Raw genomic sequence first — 11,125 nt, 5'->3', positions numbered from 1 at the left:
CGGTTTTCTGGTTTTTCCCGTTTCCTACATCATCAACGACTGCATCGCCGAGGTCTGGGGCTTCGGCAGAGCGCGACTCATCATCTGGATCGGCTTTGCCACAAATTTCTTCATGGTGGCGCTTTTTCAGCTGGCCGTGGCCCTGCCCTCCGCCCCCTTCTGGGAAGGCGACGCCGCCTTCCGCTTCGTCTTCGGCCTGGCTCCTCGCATCGCCGCAGCGAGCCTCGCGGCCTTTCTGCTCGGCTCCTTTCTGAACGCCTACGTCATGAGCAGAATGAAAATCGCCAGCCGTGGGAAACACTTCTCCCTGCGCGCCGTTCTCTCCACTCTTGTCGGAGAAAGCGCGGACTCCTTCATCTTCTTCCCTCTGGCCTTCGGAGGTCTCGTGCCCGTGCAGGAACTTCTGCACATGATGGCCGTGCAGATATTCGCCAAAACGGCCTATGAAATCCTTGTCCTGCCCCTGACCATACGAGTGGTCGCAAGGCTTAAAACGCTTGAAGGAATTGATGCCTACGACACGAACGTTTCATACAATATATTGAAAATAAAAGAAATTTAAAAACGTTGCTTTCCTGATGCATAAATCTTTCGGATCGAGCCCGCTCTTTCCGTCAAAGGATCCAGCCCGGCCACCGAACGCATGCCGGAACATGACGCTCTCCGGGAGCAACGAAAACTCCTGCGACCACCTGTCCCTCTGCGGATTCTTCTTTCAAAAAGCGACATGTCCCCTGTCCGGGATGTCGGACTCCGCAAACGCCGCGACTCCTGTTCCCCACGAAAACGCCGAGGACTCCGGCGGACGTATTCGTCCGTCGGAGTCCAAAAAGGAAGACGCGTTCCTGCAAAAGACGTTTTAGAGCTTCAGCAGATAGGCGGCGTTGTCATAGAGAGTAAGCTGCAGGGACTCATGCGTGAGCCCTCTTTCATGCCAGTTTTCCACGCACTGTTCGAAGCCGCGGATGGGGTAGCCGGTACCAAATAGCGTGCGATACTTCATGAAGGAATTCGCAGCCTTCACGTACTGTTCCGCAAACGGCATGTTGCGGACATAGAAATAGCAGTCAGGGATGATGTAAAGATTGGGGCAAACGGCGGCCACGCCCATGACTTCCTGAACGTGCGGCCAGCAGCCGTGACTGAGAACGAAGGGCAGCTTGGGGAACTGCTTGAGCACGGGCATGAGGCGGCTGGGATCGCAGAAGGTGAGATCAGGACCGGTATAGGCGCTCATGGCAATGCCGACGACCGTGTCGAGCTGCTGGCACAGATCCAGAATGGGCAGGATCTTTTCATCATACGCATAAATGGCGGGGTCGCACCAGCCCGGATCAAGAGAGATGCCCTTGAAACCGTACTGCTTGATGCAGCGTTCAACCTCTTCCAGGGCATGCGGATCATGAGGGCATACGCCGCCGAAGCCGAAGAAGCGTCCGGGGAAACGCTGGGTGAGCTCGTAAATATCCTCGTTGGGCACGCCGCCGTATACGGGATTCTTGGTTTCGCGGCCCATGATGACGCCGTAGGTGATGCCCGCCTCATCCATTTCCTTGACCATGAGATCAATGTCCGCCTCCGCTACGGAAGGCACGTGACGACGCTCGAAGCCCGTGGGGCGCATGGCTCTGGGATCCGTAGGGATGTTGCGCCATGCCTTGATGATGCCGAGATTCATGAATCCTTTGAAGGGGGGACGAATGCGAAAGTCGATGATCATGAAAAACTCCTTCGAGGTGTGAAAGATGGAGGACCCCCGCCGAGACCGGGGTCCGAAAACCAGTCCGTCTCCGTTACTTTATCAGTCCGGCTTCCCGGTAATAGCGTTCCGCGCCGGGATGCAGGGGGGCCACAAGTCCCTTGGGCATGGTTTCAGGCTTCAGACTGTCCCACGCCGACTGAATCTGATGCATATATTCGTAGTTTTCGCAGAGCATCTTGGTGATCTTGTAGACGCTCTCTTCAGGCATATCCTTGCGGCATATCATGTGTACGGTATCGGCAAGCGCGAGGATGTCCCGTCCCACGGCGCCGTTGTAGAGCGAACCGGGAATGATGGCCGTCTGTATGCCGGCTTCCGCGGCCACCTTCTTCAACGTTTCGGGATTGACGCTGAGCCACTTGATGCCGGCGGAGGTGACCATTTCCTGCAGATGTGCCTGATTGAGCGATCCGAGCATGAAGCACGCGTTTATGGTGCCGTCCTGCATCATGCCCACTCTGTCGGCGGACGAAACGGGCATGACCTTGCCGCCCCACTTTCGTATGTCGTCATAGGAAGCTCCCATGGCCTTCAGCAGCATTTCGCCGAGCACAAAGTGCAGCGTGCCCTTGGCTCCGGGATCAAGACGCAGGGGAATCTTCTTGGCTATGACTTCTTCCAGAGAGTCGGCTTCCAGCGATTTGGAAGCGTAGATGTGGATGACCGTAACATCGTTGATGTTGGCGATGGAAGCAATCTGCGTAAGGGGCTTCTTGAAGGGAGGCTTTCCCTTGAGACCGTTGACGATGTTGAAGGACTGCGTACACGTCACGTCGCCGCCGTTGACTTCCAGCTTGAGGGGGTTGCTGAGCGCGGCCCCGAGAAGCACATTCACGTTGCTGCCGGGATAATTCTTCTTGAGAAGGTTGCCGAGCCCCGTAAAGGCCACGTTCCAGGTTCCGCCCATGACGGAACCGCCGATGGCGCGGAAGGTTACGGGTGACTTGTCTTCGGCCATGGCCGTACCGGAAAGGGTCAGTGAAAGCGCTATGGCTCCCATGCAGAAGGTGCGCATGAATCGGGCAAACATGAAAGGCCTCCTTACGTTGAAAGTTCAGGATCGGGAAGTTTCGATTTCGGGGGTCTGGTCAGGGACGGGAGGCTTCTTTCTGCGGACGAGCTGAAGCGCAACGCCGAGACATACGGAGCCGAGTCCCAGGATGTCCGTGATGATGCCGGGATAGATCAGGCATATGCCGCCGCCGAAGAACAGCAGCCTTTCCAGCCTGGTCGAGGTGATGAGCATGAACCCCTGCATACCGGAGGCAATGCACACGGTGCCCACAATGGCCGTGCAGATGGCGGGCAGCACGGTATCCCATGACCCGATAAGCAGAAGGGCCGGTTCAAAAATGAAGAAGTAGGGCACAAGATAGGCGGCAATGCCGAGCCGGAACGCCGTAAAGCCCGTCTTCATGGGGTTGGCTTCGGCTATGGAAGCTCCGGCGTAGGCGACCAGACAGACCGGAGGCGTGATGCCGGACACAATGGCGAAGTACATGACGAACATGTGCGCCGCAATGAGGGGAACACCGGCATTGACCAGCGTAGGTGCGCCGAAGGTGGCCACCAGCAGATAGGCGGGAAGCGCGGGAACGCCCATGCCGAAAATAAGGCAGGTGATGGTAAGCACGAAAAGGAAAAGCAGTATGCTGACGTGGGCCAGACCTTCCATCATGCTCACGAAGCCGAAACCGAAGCCGGTCATGCCCACGACTCCGATGATGATGCCGACGCAGGCGCAGCATGCGGCGATCATGAGCATGTTGGAGGCGGCATCTTCCATGGCGTTCAGGAACTTCTTCACGGTAAAGCGCGTTTCGGCATGAAAGACGGAAAGCACGAGGATGGACAGACACGCCGCGATGGCGGAAAAGTTGACGCTCATGCCCGACACCATGAGCACGACCAGAATGACCAGGGGCGCAAGATAGTACAGACGCTTCAGCAGTCTGGCCTTGTCGGGGACGAGTTCCTTGGGCGTTCCGCCGATGTCGCAGCGCATGGCTTCAAAGTGAATCATGGCGAACAGGCCGAGATAGTACAAAATGGCGGGAAACAGAGCGGCCTTGCATATGCCCGTGTAGGAAATGTTGGTGTACTCGGCCATGACGAAGGCTATGCTGCCCATGACCGGCGGCATGATAAGTCCTCCGGAGGAGGCCACGGCTTCGACGGCTCCGGCAAAGGGAGCCGAATAGCCCACCCTTTTCATGAGGGGGATGGTGAATATGCCCGTGGCATAGACGTTGGCCGCTGCGCTGCCGGACACGCTTCCGAACAGCGCCGAACCGAAGATGGACGCCTTTGCCGGACCGCCCTTGGCGTTTTTGGTACACAGGCAGGCCAGCTCGAGAAACACGCTGGACATGCCGCTTTTGTCCAGAAGAGAACCGAAAAGCACGAACAGATAGATAATGGTGGCGCTCGCGCCGATGCTCACGCCCCATATGCCGTCCGGCATGATGTAAAGAGATTCGATGATGCGCTGTGGCTCGAGGTAGAGATGCCCGAAGGACGCGGGAAGCATATGGCCGAACACGGCATAAGCCAGCGCTACCAGCGTGACGATGACGAGCGAAAGTCCGGCGGTACGCCTTGTGGCTTCAAGAATGCAGAGAACCATGATGGTTCCGCAGACCATCTGTTCCGTGGTGAGGTCGTCGATGCCGGGCATCATGTCCTGAATGAAGGTCAGATCCCGTATGATGTAGAGTGCGCTCAGGGAACTTGCCGCAACAAGCACGACATCCAGTGCCAGCCAGAACCGGGGTTCCTCCTCGGGATTTTTCCTGTAGCGGTCCAGAGGTGGACGCCAGAGAAAGATGAGCGCGAAGATGAGTCCCACATGACCAGCCCGCACCATCATGGGATCGATCAGAAGCAGCCCCAGGGAAGTGGAGAGCTGAAAAGCGCACAGGGCCACTGCCAACGCAAGAATCACGGGTCGGAACGTCTTTCTCGTAATTTTCATAGGCACTCCGTTAAATGGCCTTTGCGGCATGATATCCCTGATGTACGGCGGCCATGATCTTGTCCGCCTTCACGCAGTCTCCTATGGCGACAAACCGCATGCCTTCCCTGGTGAGTTCTGCGCACAGGGACTGTTCCGAACGATATCCCATGGCCGCAACCAGCGTATCGTAACGGGGAAGCGGGTATTCGTTGCCGTAGCGGTCCTTCACGATGACCACGCCGTTCCCGTCGACGCTTCTGACTTCAAGTCCCGTCATGAGCTTCACATGACGTGCGGAAAGCTCCTCCATGAGAAACGCTCTGGCCCTCCCCTGCATGTCCGGCGCGATCTCGTCCCTCATTTCAAGAACGGCGACCTCCTTGCCCTGCGCGGCCAGAAATTCCGCCGTTTCCGCACCGACAAGCCCTCCTCCGAGAACGAGCGTCTTCTGTCCGGTCGGACATCCCGAAAGAACGTCGGCGGCCGTCATGGCGGAAGAGTTCTTCAAGAATCCCGGAATCACGGGACGGCTTCCGGTGGCCACAATGATCACATCAGGGGCCATGGCCTTCAGATCTGCGGCGGAAACGGCGTTCCCGAGCACCAGCTTCACACCGTTTTCCACAAGCTCGTGGGACATATGATCGATGAGCCGAAGAAAAATATCCTTGTGCGGAGGAAGCGCGGCAATGTTGACCAGTCCTCCGAGCCTGCTGTCCTTTTCAAGCAGGGTGATGGCATGACCAAGTCTTGCGGCCGTGAGGGCGGCTTCCATACCTGCCACTCCTGCTCCGACGATGACCACCTTCCTTGCGTTTTCCACATGTCTGGCAGGACGCTGCTCAAAGCCCACGCGGGGATTGACGGCGCAGCTCAGCGGTCTGTTTTTGCCGATGCTGCCAACGCAGCCCTCATTGCAGCTCAGACATGGCGTAATTTTCTTGAGCTGACCGGTTTCCAGCTTGTGCGGCAGCCACGGGTCAGCAATCAGAGCCCGACCTATGGAGACAAGATCCGCCTTGCCTTCTCTCAAAATGCGCTCCGCCGTGTCGCCGTCGTGTATGCGCCCCGCCACGGTGACAAGCGCGTTCGTGCCCTCGAGCGCCTTTCTGATGACGGCCGCATTGTCGGCGTTCCAGCCCATGGGCAGAACGGGAGGCGGCCCCGTAAAGCGGTTGGTGTCTATCATGCCGGCACTGACGTGCACCAGATCGACACCGCAGTGCACGACGTACGCGGCGATCTTTGCGGCCAGATCCACGGTGATGCCGCCGGGCAGAAACTCGTCGGAACTCAGCCGGAAAGACAGCGGGAAGTCCGGCCCGAGCCTGCGGCGTATGCCCCGGATGACGACTTCGGCAAAGCGCATGCGGTTTTCAAAGCTTCCTCCCCATTCATCCGTACGCCTGTTGGTGAAGGGAGAAAGGAAGGAACCTATGAGGTACCCGTGAGCGCCATGAATTTCCACCATGTCGAAACCGGCCTGTGCCGCGCGCTCCGCCGCCTGAACAAAACAGCCGGCAAGACGTTCTATCTCTTCCTTGTCCATGACCCGGGCGTCCTCTTCCGGGGATATCCCCGGAAGATAGGACACGAGTCTCCGCGCGGAGCGCGAAAATTCCGGCTGAGCGTATCGACCGCCGTGGCCGAGCTGTATACCTGCCCGACTGCCGTGTTCGTGAATGGCCCTTGCCAGCTTTTTAAGCCCCGGAACATACCGGTCATGGGCAATGCTGAGTCCACGAAAATAGGACAGACCGGAATCGTCCACAGCGGTCGCTTCAGGAAAGATCAGTCCCGCGCCGCCCTTTGCTCTTTCCGCATAGTACGCCGCAAGTCTGTCGGTGACTTCTCCGTTGACGGAGGCCATGTGCGTAAGCATGGAAGGCATGACCACGCGGTTTTTTACGGTCATTCCTCGAATGCTCACAGGGGTAAACAGCTCGATGAAGGGAGTCATGAAACGCTCCGTCGTTTACAGGGAAAGAAGTCGCTTTGCGTTCAGATACATGGTGTGTTCCAGCGCATCGCTGGTAAAGTTGCGGCTCATCCAGCCTTCCTTGGCCTGCTTCAGACTGCGGACGGGATACGTGGAACAATAGAGCATGCGATATTTCAGATAGCCGTTGGCCGCGTTCACGTACTCTTCACTCATGGGGAAGCCGGGAATGTAGACATAGCAGTCGGGCATGAGATAGACGTTGGGGCAGCGGATGGCCATGGCGAGCGCATAGTTCACATGCGGCCAGCAGGCATGAGGAACGACGATCTTGAGCTTGGGATACTTGGCGGCCACATGCCAGATGAGATCGGGCTGACTGAAGCTGAAGTCGTCGCCGAGCATGAAGCTGCAGGTGATGGATGCAATCATGCCGAGCCGCTGGCAGGTTTCGTATATGGGGTCAATGATCTTGTCGTCGATCATGAGCTGCTTGCGCAGCCATGCCACGTCGAGACCGATGCCGCGGAAGCCCAGCGCAGCACAGCGCTCGATTTCCTCCACCTGACCGGCGTGAAGCGGATTGATGCCCGCAAAGCCGATGAATCGGCCGGGATACTTCTGCATGAGCTCATAGGTTTCGTCGTTGTCGACTTCGCCGTTGTCGTCGGCCTTGCGTCCCATGATGACGGCCTGTTCCGTTTCGGTCTCATCGAGTTCCTGCATGAAGAGATCCATGGATTTCTGCTGCTTGGACGGAATGGGATCCTTGCCGATATCGAAAATGGACATGTCTTCCGGCGCACAGGCAGGAGAATCCTGAAAAATGACGGTGTTCATTTCGCTTTTGTAGGGAGGACGGGTACGGAAATCGATGATCATGATGTTATCTCCTCGGGTAACAGGCTGTAACAGGTAACCTGTGAATTATTATGCAAAAGACATGCCAAAGAAGTATAACATATAATATATTAATATTATTTGATATTTTTTAATATTGACCGCGTATGTGTAATTTTTATATGACATGTAATATATAACATGTCATATAAAAATTACAGGATGTCCGCATGAAGAAAAGTGAGCTTCATCAAAAGCTGCTCGAGCAGAAGAAACGCCTGATCAGGGGGGAACGGCCCGATCCCGGCATCGTGAGAGACTTCATTCTCCGCTCGTGGGAACGATCCGCAGCCTACGGCATCTCTATGGAAAACACCGAGTCCCTCACTCTTGACCCGGGACTTCTCCGGCATATTCAGGAGCACAATCAGCCGCTCATTCAGTGCGCCACGGAAGTGCTGAACCACATGTTCTCTGGCATACGGCCCTTTGCCTCGAACATGGCGCTTGCCAATGCAGAGGGCATCACCATCGCCGCCTTCATTCCGGAAGGAGACATTGCTCTCATGCCCTACATCGCTCCCGGCATGCTGAGCAGTGAAAACATCATAGGAACGAACGGCATAGGCACCTGTCTTGCGGAAAGACGTCCCGTCGAGATCATAGGAGCGGAGCATTACCGCCGTCTCGGAGAAGACTGGAGCTGTTCCGCCGCCCCCATCTTCGACGAAGAGCAGAACATCATCGCGGTGCTCAACGTCGGTCAGCACAGAGAACACTACCACGCGCATACCTTCGGCATGGTCAAGGCTGCGGCCTATGCCATCTCGGAGCAGATGCGTCTTCGTTCTCTTCTGAGCAGACAGGAAAGCATCATAGAACTTCTCGACGAAGGCATCCTGGTCCTTGCCAGAAACGGCATCATCCGCATGATGAACCGTATCGCCTCCCACATCATGGGACTCCAGGCCCCGGAGACCGGCACGAACATCAAAGATCTGATTGGAGAAAGCTCTCTTTCCCTGTTCCGGGAACTTCTTGAGACCGTCGTGCCCATACGGGACAGGGAGGGCCGCTTCGAATTTCGGACGCACGGCGGAGCCTGTCTCTATTCCGTTCTTCCCGTCGCCGACACCGACGACATGATCTTCGTCTTCAAGGAAGCCCAGAAAGTCCGCAAACTGGCCGTCCGCATGACGGGCAACCGGGCGACATACACCTTCGGCGACATCATCGGCCGCTCCCTGAAGCTGCGGAAAGCCATCGCCGAAGCTCAGGCCGTGGCGCCGCGTTCATCCACGGTGCTCCTTCTCGGCGAATCCGGCACGGGCAAGGAGCTCTTCGCCCAGTCCATACACAACGCCGGAGAACACTCCTCCGGCCCGTTCATCACCGTCAACTGCGGTGCCATTCCGCGGGATCTTCTGGAAAGCGAACTGTTCGGCTATGAATACGGAGCCTTTACCGGTGCGAGCAAAAGCGGCAAGCCCGGCAAATTCGAACTCGCTTCAGGCGGAACCATTTTTCTCGACGAAATCGGAGAAATGCCGCTGGATGCTCAGGTAGCGCTGCTGCGACTGCTTCAGAACGGAGAAGTCACACGCGTAGGAGGCTCCGTAAGCCGCAAGGTCGACGTGCGCGTCATTGCTGCGACCAACAGAAATCTGGAACAGATGATGAAGGAGGGAACGTTCAGAGAGGATCTTTTCTACCGTCTCAACGTCTACCCCATCATGATTCCTCCCCTGCGCGAACGGGAGGGAGACATTCCACTTCTTGCGGAACACTTTCTGAAGACGCTCGACAGAAAGCTGAACAAGGACGTCGCAGCCCTCGACAAGAGAGTCCTTTCCGCCATGGAACGCTACCGCTGGCCCGGCAACGTTCGCGAGATGGAAAACGTCATGGAAAGAATGGTGCATCTTGCCAAAGGACAACTCATCGGCATGGCGGACATGCCCGAAGTCCTTGTCTCGGGAGGCGGCACGCTCATGCATATCGACGACGATGTCACACTCGAAGGGCATCGTCATTCGACGGAAGCCCGGCATGTGCGGAAGCTGCTTCTTGAAAACGGCGGAAACGTACGGAAAACGGCGGAAGCACTGGGTCTGTCGCGTCCCTACGTATACAGCAAGATGAAAAGCCTCGGCATAGACCTGGCCGAAGTGCGGCGAACAGCACGCCGTAAAGAAAAGCAGGCATGAGGCTCAGAACACGAAGATCATGCTTCAAGGGACGCCCTTTTTTTCCGCACCTCGTCACGATGGACGAAACGAACGGGAAAAACGCACATCCGTGAAGGTCCGTCAAAAAACTTCGCCCGCTCTCTGAAGAATCCGGCGAAGTTTTCCTGATCCGGCCGAAGAGCCGGTTCCCTCAATGCCGTATCAGTCAGAGCCAGGGCTTCCCCCGTAGTGCCATTTTTTCGCTATCGACACTAAAAAATAGGAATATGGCACTAAAAATGACACTTTTTAGTGCCATGCATAGCGACATCATGGAAGGTTATGAAAATAAAAGGAAGATAAAAGAAAGCCCCACAAGGCCTTAACGGCCTTATGGGGCTTTATGGCAGTATTGCTGGCGGAAGCGTATAGGAGTCGAACCTACCTCAGACCTCTCAGCCTGACACTGGTTTTGAAGACCAGGCGCAACACCGGTTACGAGACGCCTCCGCCCGCGAAAATAGAAAAAAGCGGCTCCGCCGTCAAGCTTTGCCATTTTCTTCCGCCCGGCCTCCTTGCATTATACCGAAAGAAGCCTTATCGTCATTATGAATCCGCAGAATTGTTGCGGCAAACCTTGCCATTTACCCCTTCGGGAGGAAACCTTCATGAATAACGCTTCTCGTGACCAGGTGCAGAGCTACGGACGCTCCAGCGTTGCCGTCTACATGCAGCAGGTCTATCTCTGGATGACGGCCGCCCTCGGCGTGACCGCCCTCGCCGCCGTGTTCACGGCGTCCAACATGGCCATCATGCAGTTTCTTTTCACCAACACCATCATGATGGTTCTGCTCATGGTGGCCGTCATCGGTCTTTCCATGTTCATCACCGCCAGAATGCACGTGCTTTCGTCTGGAACGGCCACGGGGCTGTTCCTGCTGTACTCCGCGCTCATGGGCGTATTCCTCGGACCGGTGCTTCTTGTGTACACCGGAGCTTCCGTGGCCCAGGCGTTCATCGTCACCGCAGGCATGTTCGGCGGCATGAGCGTGTTCGGCATGGTCACCAAGCGTGACCTTTCCGGCATGGGCAGCTTCATGATCATGGGTCTGTGGGGCATCCTGCTCGCCAGCCTCGTCAACGCCTTCATCGGCAACACCGCCGTCGACCTCACCATCAGCGTGCTCGGCGTCATCATCTTCACCGGCCTCACCGCCTACGATACCCAGAAGCTCCGCATGATGGGCGAAGGCGCTCCCGTGGACGACAGTCTTGCCATGCGTCGCGGCGCGCTGCTCGGCGCGCTCACGCTGTACCTCGACTTCATCAACATGTTCCTCATGCTGCTGCGGCTTCTCGGCAACCGCAACAACTAAAAGATCGGAAGGCCGCGACAAGTCGCGGCCTTCCTGCTCTTTTCCCCGGCCGGTTCCGCACCGGCCGTCATGTCATTGCGGGGC

8 protein-coding genes and 1 tRNA gene are annotated in these 11,125 nt (G+C 56.9%); 3 read left to right on the top strand and 6 right to left on the bottom strand.

The annotated features are described in order from the left end of the window. Nucleotides 1-562: queuosine precursor transporter (locus QZZ60_RS07835; protein WP_295640200.1), on the top strand; the 562-nt coding region annotated here is incomplete at its 5' end. A 297-nt stretch (nucleotides 563-859) separates the two neighbouring features. On the opposite strand, the gene QZZ60_RS07830 is transcribed toward QZZ60_RS07835, so the two are convergent. The 5 genes from QZZ60_RS07830 to QZZ60_RS07810 all read right to left on the bottom strand — a co-directional run bounded on the left by QZZ60_RS07830 (nucleotide 860) and on the right by QZZ60_RS07810 (nucleotide 7,539). After that, the gene (locus QZZ60_RS07830; RefSeq protein ID WP_295640197.1) at nucleotides 860-1,720 is read right to left on the bottom strand and encodes an amidohydrolase family protein; all 861 of its coding nucleotides are present in this window, start codon (nucleotides 1,718-1,720) and stop codon (nucleotides 860-862) included. Between the two features lie 73 nt (nucleotides 1,721-1,793). Further along, entirely contained in the window at nucleotides 1,794-2,792 is a 999-nt protein-coding gene (locus tag QZZ60_RS07825) for a TAXI family TRAP transporter solute-binding subunit (RefSeq protein ID WP_295640194.1), read from the bottom strand. Nucleotides 2,793-2,816: 24 nt separating this feature from the next. Beyond that, on the bottom strand, nucleotides 2,817-4,736 hold the full coding sequence (locus QZZ60_RS07820) for a TRAP transporter permease (RefSeq protein ID WP_295640191.1): 1,920 nt from the start codon (nucleotides 4,734-4,736) through the stop codon (nucleotides 2,817-2,819). Between the two features lie 10 nt (nucleotides 4,737-4,746). Next, nucleotides 4,747-6,678 (bottom strand): FAD-dependent oxidoreductase, encoded by a 1,932-nt coding sequence (locus tag QZZ60_RS07815; RefSeq protein ID WP_295640189.1) that lies wholly within the window; start codon nucleotides 6,676-6,678, stop codon nucleotides 4,747-4,749. A gap of 15 nt (nucleotides 6,679-6,693) precedes the next feature. After that, the gene (locus QZZ60_RS07810; protein WP_295640186.1) at nucleotides 6,694-7,539 is read right to left on the bottom strand and encodes an amidohydrolase family protein; all 846 of its coding nucleotides are present in this window, start codon (nucleotides 7,537-7,539) and stop codon (nucleotides 6,694-6,696) included. A 188-nt stretch (nucleotides 7,540-7,727) separates the two neighbouring features. On the opposite strand from QZZ60_RS07810, the gene QZZ60_RS07805 reads away from it, so the two are divergent. Further along, nucleotides 7,728-9,704 (top strand): sigma 54-interacting transcriptional regulator, encoded by a 1,977-nt coding sequence (locus QZZ60_RS07805; RefSeq protein WP_295640184.1) that lies wholly within the window; start codon nucleotides 7,728-7,730, stop codon nucleotides 9,702-9,704. A 377-nt stretch (nucleotides 9,705-10,081) separates the two neighbouring features. Here QZZ60_RS07805 and QZZ60_RS07800 read toward each other — a convergent pair. After that, a tRNA-Sec gene (locus tag QZZ60_RS07800) sits at nucleotides 10,082-10,175 on the bottom strand. A gap of 158 nt (nucleotides 10,176-10,333) precedes the next feature. Here QZZ60_RS07800 and QZZ60_RS07795 point away from each other — a divergent pair. Continuing rightward, nucleotides 10,334-11,041, top strand: a complete 708-nt coding sequence (locus tag QZZ60_RS07795) for a Bax inhibitor-1/YccA family protein (RefSeq protein ID WP_295640181.1) — start codon at nucleotides 10,334-10,336, stop codon at nucleotides 11,039-11,041. Nucleotides 11,042-11,125 lie beyond the last annotated feature (84 nt).

The sequence above is a fragment of the uncultured Mailhella sp. genome, from assembly GCF_905187505.1.
Classification (GTDB): domain Bacteria; phylum Desulfobacterota; class Desulfovibrionia; order Desulfovibrionales; family Desulfovibrionaceae; genus Mailhella.
The sequence above is the reverse complement of the archived record's forward strand: the minus strand, read 5'-3'. Positions and strand labels throughout refer to the sequence as shown.

What these genes read in the sequence shown, in the direction of transcription:
- QZZ60_RS07830 (WP_295640197.1), bottom strand. Translation starts at nt 1,720, where the DNA reads ATGATCATCGACTTTCGCATTCGTCCCCCCTTCAAAGGATTCATGAAT.
- QZZ60_RS07825 (WP_295640194.1), bottom strand. Translation starts at nt 2,792, where the DNA reads ATGTTTGCCCGATTCATGCGCACCTTCTGCATGGGAGCCATAGCGCTT.
- QZZ60_RS07820 (WP_295640191.1), bottom strand. Translation starts at nt 4,736, where the DNA reads ATGAAAATTACGAGAAAGACGTTCCGACCCGTGATTCTTGCGTTGGCA.
- QZZ60_RS07815 (WP_295640189.1), bottom strand. Translation starts at nt 6,678, where the DNA reads ATGACTCCCTTCATCGAGCTGTTTACCCCTGTGAGCATTCGAGGAATG.
- QZZ60_RS07810 (WP_295640186.1), bottom strand. Translation starts at nt 7,539, where the DNA reads ATGATCATCGATTTCCGTACCCGTCCTCCCTACAAAAGCGAAATGAAC.
- QZZ60_RS07805 (WP_295640184.1), top strand. Translation starts at nt 7,728, where the DNA reads ATGAAGAAAAGTGAGCTTCATCAAAAGCTGCTCGAGCAGAAGAAACGC.
- QZZ60_RS07795 (WP_295640181.1), top strand. Translation starts at nt 10,334, where the DNA reads ATGAATAACGCTTCTCGTGACCAGGTGCAGAGCTACGGACGCTCCAGC.